Annotated in this window: 18 protein-coding genes; 12 read left to right on the top strand and 6 right to left on the bottom strand. The window is 52.2% G+C overall.

Going from position 1 to position 20069, the window contains the following annotated elements; genetic code table 11:
* Positions 1–6: 6 nt before the first annotated feature.
* The 9 genes from ACTBZS_RS00690 (at position 7) to ACTBZS_RS00650 (ending at position 10903) form a co-directional block, all read left to right on the top strand.
* Positions 7–414 (top strand): MerR family transcriptional regulator, encoded by a 408-nt coding sequence (locus ACTBZS_RS00690; protein WP_463042997.1) that lies wholly within the window; start codon positions 7–9, stop codon positions 412–414.
* Positions 415–522: 108 nt separating this feature from the next.
* Positions 523–1692 carry an isovaleryl-CoA dehydrogenase gene (locus ACTBZS_RS00685; RefSeq protein ID WP_444541695.1) on the top strand — a complete coding sequence of 390 codons (1170 nt, stop codon included), beginning with the start codon at positions 523–525 and terminating at the stop codon, positions 1690–1692.
* A gap of 21 nt (positions 1693–1713) precedes the next feature.
* Positions 1714–3312, top strand: coding sequence for a carboxyl transferase domain-containing protein (locus tag ACTBZS_RS00680; protein WP_022652556.1), 1599 nt, complete (start codon positions 1714–1716; stop codon positions 3310–3312).
* A gap of 12 nt (positions 3313–3324) precedes the next feature.
* Positions 3325–4113 (top strand): enoyl-CoA hydratase/isomerase family protein, encoded by a 789-nt coding sequence (locus ACTBZS_RS00675; protein ID WP_022652557.1) that lies wholly within the window; start codon positions 3325–3327, stop codon positions 4111–4113.
* A 13-nt stretch (positions 4114–4126) separates the two neighbouring features.
* On the top strand, positions 4127–6088 hold the full coding sequence (locus ACTBZS_RS00670) for an acetyl-CoA carboxylase biotin carboxylase subunit (protein WP_463042996.1): 1962 nt from the start codon (positions 4127–4129) through the stop codon (positions 6086–6088).
* A gap of 24 nt (positions 6089–6112) precedes the next feature.
* The gene (locus ACTBZS_RS00665) at positions 6113–7012 is read left to right on the top strand and encodes a hydroxymethylglutaryl-CoA lyase (protein ID WP_463042995.1); all 900 of its coding nucleotides are present in this window, start codon (positions 6113–6115) and stop codon (positions 7010–7012) included.
* Positions 7013–7058: 46 nt separating this feature from the next.
* A complete protein-coding gene (locus ACTBZS_RS00660; protein ID WP_463042994.1) occupies positions 7059–8999 on the top strand; it encodes an acetoacetate--CoA ligase in 1941 nt (646 codons plus the stop codon).
* Positions 9000–9128: 129 nt separating this feature from the next.
* Positions 9129–10283 carry a sialidase family protein gene (locus ACTBZS_RS00655; protein ID WP_460429515.1) on the top strand — a complete coding sequence of 385 codons (1155 nt, stop codon included), beginning with the start codon at positions 9129–9131 and terminating at the stop codon, positions 10281–10283.
* A complete protein-coding gene (locus tag ACTBZS_RS00650) occupies positions 10280–10903 on the top strand; it encodes a hypothetical protein (protein ID WP_460429514.1) in 624 nt (207 codons plus the stop codon). Before ACTBZS_RS00655 ends, ACTBZS_RS00650 begins: the two co-directional genes overlap by 4 nt.
* Here ACTBZS_RS00650 and ACTBZS_RS00645 read toward each other — a convergent pair.
* Both ACTBZS_RS00645 and ACTBZS_RS00640 read right to left on the bottom strand, forming a co-directional pair.
* Positions 10900–13077, bottom strand: coding sequence for a patatin-like phospholipase family protein (locus ACTBZS_RS00645; RefSeq protein WP_463042993.1), 2178 nt, complete (start codon positions 13075–13077; stop codon positions 10900–10902). The two genes, ACTBZS_RS00650 and ACTBZS_RS00645, sit on opposite strands and share 4 nt — an antisense overlap.
* Positions 13077–14159, bottom strand: coding sequence for a pyridoxal phosphate-dependent aminotransferase (locus tag ACTBZS_RS00640; RefSeq protein ID WP_463042992.1), 1083 nt, complete (start codon positions 14157–14159; stop codon positions 13077–13079). Before ACTBZS_RS00640 ends, ACTBZS_RS00645 begins: the two co-directional genes overlap by 1 nt.
* A 131-nt stretch (positions 14160–14290) precedes the next feature.
* Between ACTBZS_RS00640 and ACTBZS_RS00635 the strand changes: the two genes are divergently transcribed.
* The 3 genes from ACTBZS_RS00635 (at position 14291) to ACTBZS_RS00625 (ending at position 16740) form a co-directional block, all read left to right on the top strand.
* Positions 14291–15055 carry an endonuclease/exonuclease/phosphatase family protein gene (locus ACTBZS_RS00635; RefSeq protein WP_460429511.1) on the top strand — a complete coding sequence of 255 codons (765 nt, stop codon included), beginning with the start codon at positions 14291–14293 and terminating at the stop codon, positions 15053–15055.
* Positions 15056–15062: 7 nt separating this feature from the next.
* Positions 15063–16229 carry a cardiolipin synthase ClsB gene (gene clsB / locus ACTBZS_RS00630; protein WP_463042991.1) on the top strand — a complete coding sequence of 389 codons (1167 nt, stop codon included), beginning with the start codon at positions 15063–15065 and terminating at the stop codon, positions 16227–16229.
* A 70-nt stretch (positions 16230–16299) separates the two neighbouring features.
* On the top strand, positions 16300–16740 hold the full coding sequence (locus ACTBZS_RS00625) for a hypothetical protein (RefSeq protein WP_463042990.1): 441 nt from the start codon (positions 16300–16302) through the stop codon (positions 16738–16740).
* Here ACTBZS_RS00625 and rarD read toward each other — a convergent pair.
* The 4 genes from rarD to ACTBZS_RS00605 all read right to left on the bottom strand — a co-directional run bounded on the left by rarD (position 16733) and on the right by ACTBZS_RS00605 (position 20069).
* A complete protein-coding gene (gene rarD / locus ACTBZS_RS00620) occupies positions 16733–17629 on the bottom strand; it encodes an EamA family transporter RarD (protein WP_463042989.1) in 897 nt (298 codons plus the stop codon). The genes ACTBZS_RS00625 and rarD overlap by 8 nt on opposite strands.
* A 177-nt stretch (positions 17630–17806) precedes the next feature.
* Entirely contained in the window at positions 17807–18067 is a 261-nt protein-coding gene (locus tag ACTBZS_RS00615; RefSeq protein WP_022653146.1) for an acyl-CoA-binding protein, read from the bottom strand.
* Positions 18068–18145: 78 nt separating this feature from the next.
* Positions 18146–18889, bottom strand: coding sequence for a DsbC family protein (locus ACTBZS_RS00610; RefSeq protein ID WP_463042988.1), 744 nt, complete (start codon positions 18887–18889; stop codon positions 18146–18148).
* Positions 18890–18899: 10 nt separating this feature from the next.
* Complete coding sequence (locus ACTBZS_RS00605) at positions 18900–20069, bottom strand: UbiH/UbiF family hydroxylase (protein ID WP_463042987.1); 1170 nt, start codon at positions 20067–20069, stop codon at positions 18900–18902.

Raw genomic sequence — 20069 nt, 5'->3', positions numbered from 1 at the left:
CCGATCATGGAAAAAACCTACACCATCACCGAACTGGCCGATGAATTCGGCATTACCCTGCGGACCCTCCGTTTTTACGAGGAGCAAGGCCTTATCACCCCGATTCGTGAGGGCCGCCAACGTATTTTTTCGCGGCGTGATCGAGTGCGCTTAAAGCTGATTTTACGCGGTAAGCGACTTGGCCTATCCATCAACGAGATTCGTGAAATTATTGATTTATATGGTTCAAAACCGGATGAAGCCAGTCAATCGCTAAAATTATTGGCCTCGTTATCTATCCGCCGCCGCCAGCTCGAACAGCAAAAGCACGATATTGAAATCATCCTCGATGAAATCGAAAAACTCGAAGCCCATTGCCGCCAAGTATTGACCACCGCCACCACGCAAAACGAGGGGCAAAGCGACACGGCGTAAAGGCGATAGAGGTCATTTTGTTGAAGCTTGCATATTGACGCTTACGTCAACGTAACTTAAAGTCTCGCTTACACAACCATTCTTACATCGGACTCTCGGAGGAGACCCATCATGATTAGCCTGCCATTTGATTTGGGTGAAGACTTAGATATGTTGCGCGACAGCGTGCGCCAGTTTGCACAAAACGAAGTGGCACCCCGTGCCGCTGCCATCGATCACGACAATGTGTTCCCAGAAGATTTGTGGAAAAAATTTGGTGATATGGGATTGTTGGGGATTACCGTCGATGAAGAATACGGCGGTGCCAACATGGGGTATCTGGCGCACATGATTGCGATGGAAGAACTGTCCCGTGCTTCGGCCTCTGTCGCATTGTCGTACGGCGCGCACTCGAATTTATGTGTCAACCAAATCAAACGTAACGGCAATGCCGCACAAAAAGCCAAATATCTGCCCAAACTGATTTCAGGTGAACATATCGGTGCTTTAGCGATGTCCGAACCTAATGCAGGCTCGGATGTGGTGTCGATGAAATTGCGTGCGGATAAAAAAGGCGATCGCTATGTGCTCAACGGCGCCAAGATGTGGATTACCAACGGTGGCGATGCCGACACCTTAGTGGTCTACGCCAAAACCGATGTTAATGCTGGTCCACGCGGTATCACCGCCTTCATCATCGAAAAAGGCATGAAAGGTTTTAGCGCCGGCAGCAAGCTCGACAAATTAGGGATGCGCGGTTCAAACACCTATCCGCTGTTCTTTGATGATGTGGAAGTACCAGAAGAAAACGTGTTGGGCGAAGTCGGCAAGGGTGTCAATGTATTGATGTCTGGTCTTGACTTTGAACGTGCCGTCTTAGCGGCTGGCCCATTGGGCATTATGCAATCGTGCATGGACATTGTGTTGCCTTACCTCAATGAGCGTACCCAGTTTGGTCAATCCATCGGTGACTTCCAACTGATGCAAGGCAAATTAGCCGATATGTACGTCACCCTTTCCGCCAGCCGTGCTTATGTCTATGCCGTTGGTCAAGCGTTGGATGCCGGCCATCAAGGTCGTCAAGTACGTAAAGACGCTGCCGGTGCCATCTTGTATGCCGCAGAAAAAGCCACGCAAATGGCGTTGGATGCCATCCAATGTCTGGGGGGCAATGGCTACATCAATGAATACGCCACTGGCCGCCTGTTGCGCGATGCCAAATTGTATGAAATCGGGGCAGGAACTTCAGAAATCCGCCGCTGGTTGATTGGCCGCGAATTGATGGCCGAATTGCGTTGATTGTTTGAAGGACACTCCCCCATGCCTATCCTCGAATCAAAACTCAATCCACGCTCGGCTGACTTTCAGCTCAACGCGGAAAAAATGCGCAGCATCGTGGCCGATTTGCGTGAAAAAGTCGCAAAAAATGCTCTCGGCGGCGGTGAAGGCCCACGTGCCAAACACCTTGCACGCGGCAAATTATTGCCACGGGAACGGATCGATCTGTTGTTAGATGCTGGTGCGCCCTTTTTAGAACTGTCGCAACTGGCTGCCTTCGGGATGTATGACGACCAAGCGCCCGGCGCAGGGGTCATCACCGGCATAGGGCGAGTGTCTGGCGTCGATTGCATGATCGTCGCCAACGACCCTACCGTCAAAGGGGGAACTTACTACCCGATGACGGTGAAAAAACACTTGCGAGCACAAGACATTGCTCGTGAAAACCGGCTTCCATGCGTTTACTTGGTCGATTCTGGCGGCGCCTTCCTCCCGCTGCAAGATGAGGTCTTTCCAGACCGCGACCATTTCGGACGCATTTTTTATAACCAAGCCAATATGAGTGCGATGGGCATTCCACAAATTGCGGTGGTGATGGGGTCGTGTACGGCCGGTGGGGCGTATGTCCCAGCGATGAGTGACGAAACCATTATCGTCCGTAATCAAGGTACCATTTTCTTGGGTGGCCCACCGCTGGTACGCGCTGCCACGGGTGAAGTGGTCACTGCAGAAGAATTAGGCGGTGCCGATGTCCATACCCGTATTTCGGGCGTGGCCGATCATCTGGCAGAAAATGATGCCCATGCTTTGGCGATTGCACGACAAGTGGTGGCCAATCTTAACCACCGCCGCGCCGACGACCTCACCCGCAGCGCCAGCTTGCCCCCACGCTACGCCAGCGAAGAAATCTACGGCGTGATTCCAGCCGATGCCAAAAAACCGTTTGATGTGCGTGAAATTATTGCCCGCCTTGTCGATGATTCGGCCTTTGATGAATTCAAACAAAACTACGGCACCACCTTAGTCACCGGTTTTGCACGAATTGATGGCTGGCCAGTCGGCATTATCGCCAACAACGGTATTTTGTTCTCCGAATCAGCGTTAAAAGGCGCCCACTTTGTCGAACTGTGCTGCCAACGCGGTATTCCCTTAGTGTTTTTACAAAATATCACCGGCTTTATGGTCGGGAAAAAATACGAAAACGGCGGCATTGCCAAAGATGGCGCGAAACTGGTTACAGCAGTGGCCTGTGCCAAAGTCCCCAAATTCACCGTGTTGATTGGCGGTTCGTTTGGCGCAGGCAACTACGGCATGTGTGGCCGCGCTTACAGCCCACGCTTCTTGTGGATGTGGCCAAATTCACGCATCTCGGTGATGGGTGGTGAACAAGCCGCTGGGGTGTTAGCACAGGTCAAGCGTGAGCAATTGGGTGATGCGTTTACAGCAGAAGATGAAGAAAAACTCAAAGCCCCGGTGCGCGAACAATATGAACGGCAAGGCCATCCTTACTATGCCAGTGCGCGTTTGTGGGATGACGGCGTGATCGACCCAGCACAAACACGAGAAGTGTTAGCGTTGGCACTACAAGCGGCGTTAAACGCACCGGTTGAACCGACACCCTTCGGTGTCTTCCGTATGTAAGCGAGGGCGATCATGTCATTTGAAACACTCGAAATCACCCAAGACGATGCCATCGCGACGGTTTGGATGAACCGGCCAGCCTTTCACAATGCTTTTAACGAAACGCTGATTAGCGAACTGACACAAGCGTTTAGCCAACTGGGACAGGATGACAGTGTACGTGTCATCGTGTTGGCAGGCCGTGGCAAAAGTTTTTCTGCTGGGGCGGATTTGGACTGGATGAAACGCGCCGCTGGCTACACCATCGAGCAAAATCGAGCCGATGCCGACAAATTAGCCGCCATGTTGAAGACCATCTACCGTTGTCCAAAACCGACTGTGGCGCGGGTGCATGGTGCAGCCTTTGGTGGCGGCACAGGTTTAACTGCCGTGTGCGATATCGCGATTGCCTCTGATGCAGCGGTTTTTTCCCTGTCTGAAGTCCGTCTCGGTTTGATTCCCGCCACGATTGGCCCGTATGTCGCAGATGCAATTGGCTGGCGACAAGCCAGACGCTATTTCTTGTCTGCCGAAAGAATGGATGCTGCCACCGCCATGCGTATTGGTTTAGTCCATGAAACCGTGGTGGCCGAGGCACTCGACAGCCGTTTACAAACCGTGTGTGCAGAACTGCTCAAAGGCGGCCCAGCGGCACAACATGCGGCCAAAGATTTGTTAGAAGGTTTGCGCCAAGGCCATCCCTTCGATGACAACTTGTTAGAAGATACCGCGCAACGTATTGCGGCGATTCGCGCCACCGCAGAAGCCCGTGAAGGCTTAAGCGCATTTTTTGAAAAGCGCCCTGCCGCTTGGTTAGCGTAAGGAACTGTCAGTTATGTTCACAAAAATTTTAATTGCGAACCGTGGTGAGATTGCTTGCCGTGTCATTAAAACAGCACGCCGCATGGGGATCCGCACCGTTGCCGTGTATTCTGATGCCGACCGCGATGCGTTTTTCGTGCGGCTTGCGGATGAAGCCGTGCATATTGGCGGTGCGCCAGCGGCTGAAAGCTATTTACAAGCCGAGCGTATTGTCGAAGTCGCCAAACGCACCGGTGCACAAGCCGTTCATCCCGGTTATGGTTTCCTCTCGGAAAATGAAGGTTTTGCCGAAGCATGTGCCCGTGAAGGCATTGTCTTTATTGGCCCACCCGTGTCAGCAATTGCGGCAATGGGTTCAAAATCAGAAGCCAAAAAACTGATGGAAGCCGCCGGTGTGCCACTGGTCCCCGGTTATCACGGCGATGAACAAGCCCCCGATTTTCTGCGGCAACAAGCCGACCAAATGGGCTATCCGGTGCTGATTAAGGCCAGTGCCGGCGGTGGTGGTAAGGGGATGCGGATTGTTGAAAAGTCAGAAGACTTTATCGCCGCCCTCGAATCGTGCCAACGTGAAGCACGTGCCAGCTTTGGTAGTGACCATGTGTTGGTGGAAAAATACCTACAAAAACCGCGCCACATCGAAATTCAAGTGTTTGCCGATACTCACGGCAACACCGTTTATCTGTTTGAACGCGATTGCTCGGTGCAACGTCGTCATCAAAAAGTATTAGAGGAAGCCCCTGCCCCGAATATGGGCGAGGCACGCCGCCGCGACATGGGTGAAGCCGCCTGTGCGGCCGCACGCGCCGTGAACTATGTCGGTGCCGGTACGGTGGAATTTATTGTCGATACCACCGATGACCGTTTCTATTTCATGGAAATGAACACTCGGCTGCAAGTCGAACATCCGGTGACCGAAATGATCACTGGGCTCGATTTAGTGGAATGGCAATTGCGGGTCGCAGCAGGGGAAACCTTACCAAAACAGCAAGCAGAGCTGGTGATTCACGGCCATGCAATCGAAGCGCGGGTCTATGCTGAAGACCCTTATAAAGGCTTTTTACCTGCCACCGGTACCTTACACACCCTGCGCCCACCGGCAGAATCGGCGTATGTACGGGTCGATACCGGCGTGGTCGAAGGCGACACCATCACCCCGTTTTACGATCCGATGATTGCCAAGTTGATTGTATGGGATGAAAACCGCGAGACCGCTTTGGCGCGGATGGAACGGGCGCTGAGTGAATACCAAGTGGTGGGTTTAACCACTAACTTGCCGTTCTTACATCGTTTGGTGACCCACCATGCGTTTGCTACTGCCGATTTAGACACCGGCCTGATTGCACGTTATCAAGATACCTTGCTGACCCCGCCACCAGCGATCAGTGCCGAAGAATTGGCCTTGTTAGCTGTCGCAGAAGTGTTAGCTGACAACCCCGACAGCCGCCGTGCCAGCTGGCGCCTCAATAGCGTGGCACAACGCAGCCTGCGTTTTGATGATCTTGAAGATGCTGATCGCCATTGGACAGTACAAATCAGCCAACAAAACGGGCAATTTTGTGTCATTGTTGACCAACAGCGTTTTGAATTAAGCGCCGAACGTCAAGGGGCGCGCCTGATTGCCACGTTGAACGGTCATCGCCGCCAAGTCGATGTATTTGCACAGGGGGCACAGCGGGTTTTGTTCAGCGCCACCCGTCGCGTCGCGGTCAATCGCCACAATCCCTTTGCAGTCAATGCCGCAGGGGTCCATGGTGATACCCACTTAAAAGCGCCAATGCCCGGGCGCGTGGTGGCCTTGCTGGCCGAAGTAGGTAGCCGCGTTGAAAAAGGCAGCCCGTTGATGATTTTGGAAGCCATGAAGATGGAACACACGATTTCTGCGCCAGCAGATGGTGTGGTACAAGAGTTCTATTTTGCCGCCGGCGATCAAGTCGGTGATGGCGACGACCTCGTCGATTTTATGGCGGATTAACCCTCCCTTCAGGAGCCACTCACTATGCGAGTCAGAATTGTCGAAGTCGGGCCACGCGATGGCTTACAAAATGAAAAACAGCGCATCAGTACCGAGGTCAAAATCGAGCTGATTCGCCGCCTCGCCGCCGCCGGTGTCGATACCATCGAAGCAGGCAGTTTTGTCTCGCCTAAGTGGGTACCGCAAATGGCTGATACCAACGAGGTGTTAGCCGCACTCGATTTACATGGCAATATCAACTACCCAGTCTTAACCCCCAATCAATATGGCTTTGAACAAGCACTTGCCGCCGAGGTGAAGGAAGTCGCGGTATTTGCCGCTGCCAGTGAATCGTTCAGCCAAAAAAATATCAACTGCTCAATCAGTGAGAGCCTTGATCGCTTCTCACCCATCATGCACAGCGCCCAACAAGCCGGCATTCGGGTACGCGGCTATGTTTCTTGTGTGGTCGGCTGTCCGTATGAAGGTGAGATTGCCCCCAGCCAAGTGGCACAAGTGGCCCAGCGGCTATTGGACATGGGCTGTTATGAAATTTCGCTCGGCGACACAATCGGCAGCGGCAATCCGGCTAATGTGGCGCGGATGTTAGATGCGGTGTTAGATCATATCCCTGCCGATAAACTGGCGGGGCATTTCCACGACACCTACGGCATGGCGATTGCCAATATTTACACCGCCTATCAAATGGGTGTACGCGTATTTGACAGTTCGATTGCGGGTTTGGGCGGCTGTCCCTATGCCAAGGGCGCCTCGGGCAATGTCGCGACCGAAGATGTGGTGTGGTTGTTCCAAGGGCTCGGTGTTGAAACAGGGATTGATTTGACACGCTTATTAGATGCCACCGCCTTTATCAGCCAAGCCCTCGAACGCGCCCCAGCCAGCAAAGTTAGCCAAGCGCTATTAGCAAAACGCAAGACACAATAAAAGAGACGAATCCCTATTGCAGGATTCATTGGAGGAGAAACCTACTATGTCCGCCCCGTTATGGCAGCCAAGCGCAGAACATATTCAATCCACTCGTTTGTCAGCATTTATCCGCCACACTCGGCGTGAGTTTGCTGACTACCAAGCCCTACACCGCTGGAGTGTCGAAGACAGCGAAGCCTTTTGGCAAGAGGTCTGGCAATTCACTGGCATAATAGGGAACATGGGCAGCGAGCGCTTACGGCAACCCACGGCCATGCCCGGCGCGGAATGGTTTCCCCAAGCCAAATTGAATTTTGCCGAGAACCTCTTGCGGCGGCGTGATGAACGGCAGGCCTTGGTTTTCTGGGGTGAAGATCAGTGCAAAACCCAGTTGAGTTATGCCGAACTGTATGCAGCCGTTTCGCGATTGGCCCAAGCCTTACGGGCGCAAGGGGTGGGTGTCGGCGACCGCGTTGCGGGGATGATGCCGAACATGCCAGCCACCTTGATTGCCATGTTGGCCAGCAGTGCCATCGGGGCGATTTGGTCGTCTTGTTCGCCTGATTTTGGGGTGGATGGTGCCCTTGATCGTTTTGGTCAGGTCGAGCCCAAAGTGTGGTTTGTGCCAGATGGATATTGGTATAACGGCAAGAAAATTGATATTGCCAGCAAAGTCAGTGCGATTGCCGCCGGTTTACCAACCGTCAGCCGCATTGTCACCGTGCCATATATCCATGACGGCACGCTGGCAGGTTTCAGCGATGAACGGGCGCAAAATTGGGATGACTTCCTTGCCCCGTATCCGGCAGGTGAGATTGAGTTTGTCCGCTTGCCGTTTAATCACCCACTCTACATCCTGTTTTCTAGCGGCACCACCGGCAAGCCAAAATGTATTGTCCACGGTGCCGGCGGCACGCTATTACAGCATGTCAAAGAACATCAACTGCATGCTGATGTGCGGGAAGGCGACCGCCTGTTTTACTTCACAACCTGCGGTTGGATGATGTGGAACTGGTTGGTGTCGGGTTTGGCTTCGGATGCCACGCTATTGTTATACGATGGTTCGCCGTTTGCCGCAGGTGGTAATGTGCTGTGGGATTACGCACAAGCCGAACATTGCACCCACTTCGGCACCTCGGCGAAATACCTTGATGCGGCGGCCAAAATGGGCTTAAAACCCGCACAAACCCACGATTTAAGTGCTTTACGCGCCATTTTCTCTACCGGTTCGCCACTGGTGGCTGAAGGCTTTGATTATGTCTATCGCGACATTAAAGCCGATCTCAATTTGGCCTCAATCTCTGGTGGCACCGATATTGTGTCGTGCTTTGCCCTCGGTTGTGCCAATTTGCCGGTTTATCGCGGCGAATTGCAATGCCGTGGTTTGGGGATGGCGGTCGATATTTTTAATGAACAAGGACAACCGGTGCGGCAAGAAAAAGGCGAGTTGGTGTGCACCAAGCCTTTCCCTTCGATGCCCGTCGCGTTTTGGAATGACCCCACCGGCGAAAAATATCGCAGCGCCTATTTTGGCCGTTTCGCCAATATTTGGTGTCATGGCGACTTTGCTGAATTAACCGAACACGATGGCATGATTATTTATGGCCGTTCAGATGCAGTGCTAAATCCGGGTGGTGTCCGTATCGGCACAGCAGAAATTTATCGCCAAGTCGAACAAGTCCACGAAGTGTTAGAGTCCTTGGCCTGCGGCCAACGCTGGGATGGCGATGAACGGGTGGTGTTGTTTGTTAAATTGCGAGAGGGCATTGCACTGGACGACAGCATCAGCCAACGGATTAAACAGCAAATTCGTGAGGGTGCCAGCCCACGCCATGTGCCAGCCAAGATTCTGCAGGTGGTTGATATTCCAAAAACCATCAGCGGCAAAATCGTTGAATTGGCAGTAAAAAATGTCATTCACAACGAACCGGTACACAATTTGGGGGCGCTGGCCAATCCTGAGGCACTGGCACATTTCCGCGACAGAGCAGAATTACAAAATTAACAAAATCTCGGCTTTTCGCCGGTGAACTTAACAGCAATGAAAATGAGCCGAGGGGATCCACACATTCCCCTCGGTTTTTCTGCTTTTTGACAAAACAGTGCGGCAATACGCTGTGCTACACTGCGGCCCATGTTTGCTTCTTCTCGTCGCGCTTGGCGCATTCGTCCTCTATTTCTTCTGTTGTTGGTATGTGGCTTAGCGCCGTTGTTGTGGCGACAAGAAACCCAGACCAACCAGTTGGCTTTACCTGCTCACTTTCCGTTTAGCCCAGAGCAGCGCATTGCAACCTATCGCGAAACCAGTTTACCCACCGTCAGCGGTTCACCTTCGGTTCACGCCGCCAGTGCAGTGGCGCTAGAAGGGGGCCAGCTATTGGCTGTTTGGTTTGCTGGCAGCCGCGAAGGCGCCGCCGACGTTGCGATTTGGTCAAGCCGCTTTGATGGTGTCAGTTGGTCAACCCCACAAAAATTAGCCGACCGGCAGAGCACGATGCAGCAAACACAACGCTATGTGCGTAAAGTTGGCAACCCCGTGCTCTACAGCAGCTCAGACGGTGCGTTGCATCTGGTCTATGTCTCGGTCAGTTTAGGCGGTTGGGCCGGCAGTGCGCTTAATCACCGCATTTCCTACGATCAGGGCAAAACATGGCAACCGGCACAGCGCCTGATCAGCAGTCCCTTTTTCAATATCAGCACCCTCGCCCGCGCCCAACCTCTCGCATTACAAGATGGTCGGGTGTTGCTGCCGGCTTATCACGAGTTTGTGAACAAATATCCGCAGTTTTTATTATTGGATAAAGGAACGGTCCAAGGTTCGAGCGCGATTCTACGGGCAGTCGATACCCTGCAACCTGCCCCGCTTGCGCTCAATGGGCAACAAGCGATGGCTTGGCTGCGTAGCAGCGGGGAAACCCGCAAAGTGCAATTTGTCAGCAGCCGCGACGGTGGCAAAAAATGGAGCCCCCCGCAGGCCACCAATGTCGATAACCCTAATGCAGCGGTAGCCAGTGTGCGATTGGACGATGGTAAAATTTTATTGCTGGCCAACCCGTCAACCGGTGGCCGCTATCATCTCGCGGCCTTTCTGTCGGATAACGGCGAACAATTTGAATTTGTCCGCAGCCTAGCCGGCAGCAGCACCCCCAGTGGTGACGAGTTTTCTTATCCCTACTTATTGCAGCATAACGGGGTAATTGATTTGCTCTACACATGGCAACGCAAAGAAATTCGCCATGTGCGCTTTAACCGCGCTTGGTTACAAGCAGGCAAGGAGACTCTGCCTTGAATCCGCTTTCTTTAACTGATGCCGTCGGGCTGGCTGGGCAAGCATGGTTATTGGCCGCTTTAAGCAGTTATGGCCTGCGGCAACATAGCCCGGTGGTCGTGCGCTTTGGCATTGGTCTTGTGGTGTTTCTCTTGGCACTATCGCTACCGATTGCGGGTTTGTCTATCGCAGCTTGGTTGCGCGGTCTGTGGGGCGATCTGAGTATCAGCAGCATGTTGGTATTGCTATTCCTACAGCGTCAGCCACCCCGCGATCACTATCAAGGTGAAATTGCTGGCCTAACACGCCCAGAATGGTTAATCGGTTTGTTATTGCCAGCGCTGGTGTTGTATAGCAGTGCGTTGGGATTTGTGCCGTGGGATGGTTATAGCCTCGGTTATCACACCCCATTTGCTATTGCCGTTGCTGCGGTTGCTTTGTTGTGGCATAGCTTGGGCTATCGCCTTGGCTGGTATTTGGTGTGTGGCTTAATTGCATGGCAGTTAGGGTTATTAGAATCCCAAAACCTGTGGGATTACCTGTTTGATGCAGGGTTAATTTTGGTTGGAGCAGTGCATAGTCTATACCGCTGGTGGCGGCCACTGTCACAGCGGCACGCCTATGGTCGCGGTTGGCTTTAATAATCCACCCCCAAATAGAGATAACCCGTGGCATCGCCGCCCTTAGCATGTCCAACGCCCAAGAACAACGGCCCAAGCAAGGTATCGGTTACCACAAAAGCCGATGCCGCTGGAATCCACTCATCACGAACCTGAATCAGCCCTTGGCCTTCCCACACTCGCCCAGCTTCAAGGGAAAAACCCGCATACAAGCCGGTGCCAAACGGTTGTGACATAGCAGCAATTTGGCGATAACTCATTAGGCGTGCAAACGCTAAGCGTGAACCCAGCAGCTGTTTCGGTTTTAACCCCGACAAATTCAAGAAGCCTCCCAAGGCAAAGGCATTGACCTCGGCAGCACGGCCAAATTGTTGTGCATAACGGCCACTTAACCGCCATGTCTGTTTGCCCCAAGTCTGTGCCCAATCTCCGCGAGCCCGTAACACGGTACTGTCTTCACCAAGCAAATGCGCCAGTTCGGCACTGACAAAATAACCTTGGCGCGGCAGGCGTGGGTTATCAAATTGATCGATCAACAAGCGGCTAGAGAATTGGGTTAACCAACCGCGTTCATTAGCAAATAAACTCGGATCGCCAACCTTGCGTTCGGCACTGATCCGGTTGCGTTCAATCCCTGTTCGCCATTCACCATAATTGCCTAAATTAACCCCGACTTCGGCACGCAGATAGTTGCGATATAAGTTATAGCGAGAGTATTCATTGCCATCGATGTCATAGACACTAAATGGCTCGGCATTGCGCCCCGCACCCAAAGCAAAGAAATAGGGACTGGTGTAGCTGAAAGGCTGGAACCATTCAGTCGAGAAGCCACCACCGCGCCCCAGCTCGAATTCATTACGCCATTCACCACCGGCATCATTCAGCCAAATGCGGCGATGGCTGAATAACAAATTAAAGTCGCTGCTGTCGTCGGTATCGGCGCGCAGCGATAAACCAAAGCGCAGGTAGTTTGGTGCTTGTGCTCGTTCAAGTGCTTCAATGGTGAGGATGTTGTGCTGCTCACGTTGATCGAGGCGATAATTCAAGCGGTCAAAATCACCACTGGCAAATAAATGTTCAATTTGCTGGTGCAACTGCGGTTGATCTAACGGCTGCCCAGTTGTCACGGGCAAGGCCTGTTTAATCCATTCCCGATTGGCAATGTCTAACGGCTTGACTTCCACTTGATCGACACGCGGCGCGTGAGGTTGCCATTGTTCGCGGCGTTGTTTCCAAGCTTGATAGGCTTCTGGCGACACCGAAAAGCGTTGCAAGGTTGCCGCCAGCGGTTGAATCGCTTGTTGCCCTTTCAGCGCAAACTCAGTGCTTTTGCGGAAATCAGCAGCACTCAACGGCCCCAACTCAGGACGCAATACCATGTCTGCCGGTGTCAACAACGCCAGCTGCTGGCGTACGTTCTGCATAATGCCGACATTGGTGGTTTGCGCCAGCACATCAAACACCGTCTTAATTTGCTGTGGGGCGAGATTGTCTGAACCAACATCCACCACTAACAACACGTCGGCGCAGCGTTTTTGCTTAAGATTTTCAATTGGCAACTGGCGAGCCAACCCGCCATCGACCAACAAGGTGTCACCCTGCGCCACCGGATCAAACAAGCCCGGCACCGCCATGCTGGCACGCAATGCCGTTGCCAGTTTTCCCTCACGAAAAACCACCGCTTCACCCGTGGTTAAATCGGTGGCGACGGCTTCAAACGGAATCGGTAAACGGTCGAAGGCCGCCACTTCAGCATCACGGGTTAACTCACGGATAAATAAATCAATTTTTTGTGAATTGATGGCACCACGCGGAAATTGGAATTGCCAATTACGCACCCCAAGCACAACATCAAAATAATTTTTATAGTCATCGCGCTTGCGTTGATATGGCACTTGTTCACGCGGCACCCGCCCTGACAAAATGCCATCCCAATCCGCCGTGGCAAAAGCACGTTCCATCGCTGGCAACGGCATTCCACTGGCGTAAAAACCGCCAATCAGCGAACCAGCGCTGGTCCCCGCAATACACGCCACCGGCACCCGCCATGCTTCCAGCTGTTTTAACACCCCCAAATGGGCAAAACCACGCGCACCACCGCCCCCCAGTACAAGGCCCAAACGCGGTGGTGTCGTTTGTGCTATCGCCACGCTAGAAAATAATGCCAACACCGCCGCCGTTTTTAGCCAACGCATCACAGTGCCCCACGTTGTGCAGCAGCAAAGACGGATAAGAACGCTGGGGTTAAAGCAGCAGGATGAGCACTGATGCGGAGGAGATGGGCACTGGCAGGATGAGGAGGGCGATGAATTGCAATCCCGTCTTGCCACAATCGCCGCTGAATGGCCTGTGCTTGTTCGACTTGTGGCAACACCACACAAACAAAATTAGTGGCCGAAGGCAACACACAGTAATCGAGTTGCTGTAGCGCCTGTGCCAGCTGATCGCGGAGGGCAATGCTATGTGCGACCAGACCACGCGACCACGCCGGATCAGCCAACGCTGCCAAGGCGGCTAACTGTGCCGGATGAGACACGGCAAATTGGATGCGAATTTGATCTGCTTTAGCAATGACTTCTGGCTCTGCCAACACATAAGCCACCCGCATTCCAGCCAAAGCATAGGCTTTGGAAAACGTTCGAACACGTGCAGTATTCGGCAAGATCGTGCCTTGTTCGCTATCTTGATAAAAATCGATATACGCTTCATCAAGCAGCAAGAAGGTCTCGGCCGGTAAACGGGCACGGAAGGCGGCAATCTCAGCAAAAGAATAAACCGAGCCGGTGGGGTTGTCTGGATTGGCTACATACACCAGTTTGGCCTGATGTTGCTCGGCCGCCGCCGCCAAAGCGGTGAGATCGTGTTGCAGGGTCTCAGGATGGTAAGGACATTCAAATAAGCTCACACCACAACCGCGAGCAAAATAAGGGAAAGTGGGATAACTCCCTGCGGTTAACACCACCGCATCACCCACTTGGCAAAACAGACGCAAAAACAGCAATAACAGCGCATCCGCCCCTGCATCAACAGCAATGCAGTCGGCGTTCGTTCCCCATCGTTCGGCCAGTTGTTGCCGTAAATCACGGGCATACGGGTCGGGATAATAGGGCGCACAGTCGGCTAAATTAAGCTGTGCTACGGGATGTGCTGGATAAGGGGGACTTTCATTTGAACCAATACGAGTTGGAACAGCATGCCCCAATTGTTGTTCTAATGTTCGAATCCCGGGGAAAGGGTTGATAATAGGATGTTGTAGATGTGGGACAAAAGTTGCCATATTGGTTTTCCTATGTTCAAAAGCGGCACAGAGACGACAGGCAATCGCAAAAGCATAGAGGGCTTGAGTTGGCCTTGCGTTGTGCTAGATTGCCCATCATCTTGCCTCTATCACTTTGCGCGCGGTGCCCGATGCTAAAACCTCTCCGAATTGCCTCATACAATATCCACAAAGGCATGTCGCCGCTCAACCGCCGCCTTCAGTTGCCGAATATGGCCGAGAGTTTGCAACAACTCAACGCAGATGTGTTGTTTTTACAAGAAGTGCAAGGTCGTCATGGCCAACGCGCCTTGCGCTTTGCCGATTGGCCCCATGAGCCACAGCATCACTACCTCGCCCGCCGTTTGCAACACCGTGTTGCCTATGGCTTAAATGCCCACTATGCCCACGGTCATCATGGCAACGCGATCTTATCGCGCTTCCCGATTCAGCAATGGTGCAATCTTGATATTTCAGTCAATCGTTTTGAAAGTCGTGGCCTATTGCATTGTGAATTACAGCTACCACGCTGGCCGGTAACAGTATCGGCGCTGTGTGTTCACCTCAATTTATTGGCACGCGACCGCCGCAAGCAATTTTCTGCATTAAAAGACTATATTCAACGCGCCGTACCTGCTGATCATGCTTTGATTTTGGCAGGGGATTTTAATGATTGGCGTGGCGAAGCCTGCGACCATCTGAGCGAAGACCTTGGCTTGCAAGAAATTTTTCACCATCTCCACGGTCACTATGCCCGTAGCTTTCCGGCACGTTTCCCCTTGTTGTCATTAGATCGCATTTATGTGCGTGGTCTGGTGCCACATCATGCCGAAGTGCTGCGCGGCGCACCGTGGGGTGCCCTTTCCGATCATCTGCCCCTCGCGGCAGAACTGTTACCTCGCCTTTATCTGCACTGATTTTGTGATGGTTCATTCTTGGTATTCTGGCAATCAGGTTGATTTACTCGAAACCGGCAGCGAGTTTTTTCCTGCTTTATTACACGCCATCGAGCACGCCACACAGGAAGTTCATCTCGAAACCTATATTTTCCGAATCGACAGTGCCAGCCAGCCGATTGCGATGGCCTTGGCAGCGGCAGCACAGCGTGGTGTACGTTGTTATGTGTTGGTCGATGGGTTTGGCTCGCGTGATTTTCCTGAACAATGGCAACAACGCTTTCAAGCCACTGGCGTCGAGTTTTTATTTTTCCGCCCCGAACGGCTACGTTGGTTGCCACGGCGCAACCGCCTGCGCCGCCTACATCGTAAATTGGCAATGATTGACGGCACGATTGCCTTTGTGGGGGGCATCAATTTACATCACGACTTGGATGATGCCGAACCCCATTTTTTGCCGCGTTATGACTATGCCGTGCGGCTACGTGGCCCGATTGTGTTGCCGATTTATCAAACCATCAAAAAAATGTGGCGGCGAGAACGGTGGTTACGCGGTTCAATTGCCCCCGTTCCAAGATTGATCCCCATACAACAGCCGGCTGGTGAGTTAAATGTTCGGTTTTTGACCCGCGATAATGTCCGTCATCGGCAAAGTATCGAAATTGAATACCTCAAAGAAATTCACAGCGCGCGCCGCGAAATCATCATTGCCAATGCCTATTTTTTACCCGGCTTTCGCTTTCGCCACGCCATCAAACATGCGGCACAGCGTGGAGTGAAGGTCAAAATTTTGCTGCAAGGTCGAGTTGACCATGCGATTTTTTACTATGCCACCCGTGTGTTGTTTCGTGATTTTTTGCGCGAGGGGGTCGAAATTTACGAATATCGTGCGGGGTTTTTACATGCCAAAGTGGCCATCGTTGATGGTTTATGGGCCACAGTCGGCTCATCCAATATCGATCCCTTTAGCTTGATGTTGGCACAAGAAGCCAATGTGGTAGTCAAAAACCATCTGTTTGCCGACCATCTGCGTGATCGGGTGGTGACACGCATTGAACAATATAGCCGCCCTGTGCACTTGTTACGACTACGGCATGCACATTGGCTAGAGCGCAGTTTGATGTGGTGTTGTTATGCGTTTGTCCGAGCAGCGGTAGGAATTGCAGGATTGGGACAGCGTTATTTTCGAGGTTAATAGCTTGTCATGTCGGCGCTATCGCGTTTATTGTATCAATCACGACAACGGCAAAAAGGGAATTATCGCTATGTGGCATCGTGTCTTTTGCATCAGTGGCTTAGCCATGCTGTTCTCACTCCCCACCGCCCTTGCCACTTCGACACCACCAACGCCGCAGATTGTTGCCATGCCACAGCAAAAACTACTGCGTTTACCCAACGTCGGGAAAAGTCAGCAGCTCAGCGGCAATGTGAGCCAAGGACGGGTTCAGGATTACACGTTTCAAGGGCAAGAAGGGCAAGCCTTACGCATTTCACTACAAGGCTCGGATAGTCGCGTATATTTTCTGTTGTGGCAGATTGAGAAAAGTGCTCTGGTCGTGCCCGATACCCGAGATTGGTGGGGCACCTTACCAGAAGAGGGGAAATATCTATTACGCGTGTATACTTTTGAAGATGAACTCAACCCACTCCCCCATCAAGGGAACTACCCGTTCCGCCTGCGGATTCAACAGGCAAAAACTAAGTAAATCCATAGCGCCGCCGCCATAATCCTTCGGCGCTAAATACCAATAAAGCAGCCCAAATCAGGACAAAACCGGTCAGCCGGCCTGCATCGAGTCCCTCACCAAACACCAAAACACCGAGGGTAAATTGGATACTTGGTGACAGATATTGCAATAAACCCAACGTGGCTAAATCGAGCTGTCGGGCGGCGGCGGCAAACAGCAACAATGGCACCGCTGTCACCACACCCGCCCCCACCAATAAACTATTCACCTGCCACGACACTGCCGCACCAAACATCGCTGTGCCTTGCCATTCCTGCCACAACAAATAAGCCAAGGCCGGCAAAACAATCAGCCATGTTTCTAATGCCAATCCTTCTAACGAACCAAGCCGAGCAACCTTACGCAACAAACCATACGCACCAAAACTCGCAGCAATCGCCAATGCAATCCACGGCGGTACACCTGCTTGCCAGCCCATCCACGCCACGCCCATCATCGCCAATAACACCGCCATTTGTTGTGGCCGGCGCAGGCGTTCTTTCAATACGATTGCCCCCAACGCCACATTCAGCAGCGGTGTAATGAAATAGCCCAGACTAGCCTCTACCACATGCCCCGCGTTCACCGCCCAAATGTAAATCAGCCAGTTCGTTGCTAATAAAACAGAAGACAAAGCAAAAGCCTGTAGAGTTTTGCGGTCAAGTTGGGCCAGCCACACCCATTGCTTACGCCAGCCCAAGATCAGGAATAACAACAGGGCAGACCAGATAATGCGGTGAGCAAGGATTTCCAGTGCTGGAACAGCAGCAAGCGGTTTCCAATAAAGGGGAAATAAGCCCCAAATGACATAGGCCAACAATGCCAACGTCACCCCATTTTCTTTCACATTTTGTGTCAGATTAGGCATAACCTTCTACTGATTAAACAAAGAAAGCCATCTTACGCTTAAACTGTGGTTTAGGATATGCAGCACAACAAAAAAGAACAAATGGTTTTAATAATGAAAAACAGGTAAAAAAAAGGGACGCTTTCGCGTCCCAGATGGCTAGTGCGCCACCAATTTTTGGAGAGAGAGAAGCAGAAATCACTTACCTAACAACCGATTGACCAAGTCAATATACGCTTGCATCGCGCTATCTGAAGATTGGCCTTTTAACTTTTCCCAAGCATCGTATTTACTGCGATTGATGAAATCCATCATCCCTGGGCGTTCGCCACTGACATCACCGCTGCTGGCTTGTTTAAACAAGGCATACAGTTGTAACAGGGTTTGTGGGTCTGGCTTTTCTGCCAGTGTTTTCACATCGGCTTGAGCTTGGGCAAACAAAGAGGCCAAATCAGACATCGTATCTTTCCCTTGGTGGAAATCAGGAGATGGACTGATTGTGCCAGCCGTTATGGATGCTGTCAAACAGTCGTTTGATTATTTTTTCTGGCTCAACAATTTTTCAATATCTTCCGCCGGAATTGCGCCAGCAACCAACTTACCGCTTTCAAAAATCAACGCCGGTGTGCCCTGAATACCCAATTTCTGGCCTAAGGCTTGAATCTCGGCCAAGGGTGTTTTGCAATCACCGCTGCCACTGGTGGCTTGGTTATTGCGCATGGTTTGTGCCCACGCCTGTAGCTTATCTTTTGAACACCAAATCTGTGCCGATTTACGCATTGCATCCGGGTGTAATTGCTCTAATGGATAGAGAAAGGTGTAAATCGTGACATTATCGAGCTTGGCGAGGCCTTCTTTTTCTAACTTCTTGCAAAACGGGCAATCTGGATCAGAAAACACCGCGATTTTCCGCTGACCGTTACCACGTTTATCTTGAATGGCGTGCTGGAGGGGTAAGGTTTTCCAATCGACACGGGACAGTTCTGCCACCCGTTCCTCGGTGAGGCTCACTCGGCCTTCAATATCGATTAACTCACCAACAAACATGTGCGCAACTTTGGCATCGGTATAGACCACCTGCCGTCCAGCTAACACCACTTCATACACCCCACTGACTGGGCTGGCTTGTACCTGCACCACTTCACGTTGTGGAAACTTTTGGCTAAACAATTTTTTGACCGTTTGGCTTTCATCGGCGGCTTGCGCTTGGCAGGCGAGCAGGGTTGCGCTCAGGGTCAGTAACGTAGTGGTGCGCAAAAAGCGGCGGGGAATAGCAAACAAAATACACTCCTTAAAAGCCGATGGCGTAACGTGCCAACTGGCGTTTGACTGGGCCGATATGGTTGGTGAGGTTGAGTCCGGTGTTGCGTACCCAACGCGATAACGGTAGTTGGGTATGGAATAACTGATGCAGTGCATCACATCCGAGTTGCATTGCCAGCACGGCTTCACGGCGGGCACGTTCATAGCGCCGCAATAATAGCCATTCGCCTACATCGCTGCCCTTGGCATTGCCCAATAAGCGTTCTAATTCGCGAGCATCACCAAACCCTAGGTTGACGCCTTGTCCGGCGAGAGGATGCACCGTGTGGGCGGCATCGCCAGCGAGTACTACCCGTTGGCTAATCATGTGTTCGGGTTGAATTAACCGCAGAGGGAAGGCTTGTGCGGGAGTGAGGGTGGTGAAATGCCCGAGGGCATGTTGGCCTGCGGCGGCAACTTTTTCGGCTAATGCTTCGGGGGATAATGACAGCAAGCTGTCGGGGTTGGCATGTGACCAAACTATCGAAATGCGTTGTTGTGGCAATGGCAACCACGCCAAAATGCTGTCACCGACAAACCATTGACGGGCAATATCACCATGTAAGTATTGACAATGGAAATTTGCCACGACGCCGGATTGACCATAGGGTTTGATTTTGGCCTTGATGCCAATTTGTTCACGAACCCATGAATTGGCACCATCACATCCAACCAGCAAAGCCGCTTCTAGCTGGCTACCGTCCTGCAGGGTAAGCAACACGCGGTCTGGTTCGCGGACAAAGGCACTGACTTGAGCAGGGGTGTAAAGCGAAACCTCGGATACCAACAACTGCTGCCAAATACTGTGCAACAACCAACGGTTTTCGACAATCGATGCCAACCGTTTTTGTTTAGCGTCGTGGGCATCAAACATAATTTCGCCACCGTGATCGCCTTTTACCTGCATGGCGTGCACATTCCCCACTCGGTGTTCCTGTGGCCAAGCCCCCATTTGTTCTAACCATTGGCGATTGGCTGGACTGATAGCGTAAATCCGCGCATCCCATTCGGTATCATCATCGAGTGTGATCTGGCGTTCGCTTGGAGGATGCGGCTCAATCACGGCGACGTGTAATCCTTTGCGCGATAACGCTAACGCCAAGCTTGCACCGACCAACCCGCCACCCAGAATTACTACATCATAATGGGCTGTATTCAT

This window comes from Aquaspirillum sp. (assembly GCF_055136605.1).
Note: the sequence above shows the minus strand (reverse complement) of the source record. Positions and strands in the feature narration are given on the sequence as shown.